This is a genomic window from Erwinia sp. PME.40.26/001 (assembly GCF_055556675.1).
Genome location: NZ_JBVHNP010000089.1, coordinates 1 through 287, shown reverse-complemented (window position 1 = coordinate 287; position 287 = coordinate 1). Strand labels below are relative to the sequence as shown.

1 pseudogene is annotated in these 287 nt (G+C 50.9%); it reads right to left on the bottom strand.

What is annotated here, in order from left to right:
- Positions 1–287: pseudogene (locus ACZ3HG_RS23350) on the bottom strand (class I SAM-dependent DNA methyltransferase); the annotation flags it as partial.

The following is a 287-nucleotide window of genomic DNA, read 5'->3' as shown; positions in this document are numbered from 1 at the left end:
TGCTGTCCGAGTGCTTCTCAAATTCTTCCTTCAACTCATTGAGGAACAGGGGTTCGATCACCTTCATGATGTTGGGCACGGACGTGTAGTGCATGCCCATGTTGCCCCGTTGACTGGGGTCAACCACTGCCTGAATCATCGAGCCGAAGATGTCGGGGTTGATCTCTGACCAGTTCAGATCCGCACCACACTCAATGAGCATGGCTCGTGATTTTCGATTGAATTTCGGCACTGGCAGCTTGTCAGCAAACAAACCACCATTCACATAGGGAAAGTCAGCCAGATAC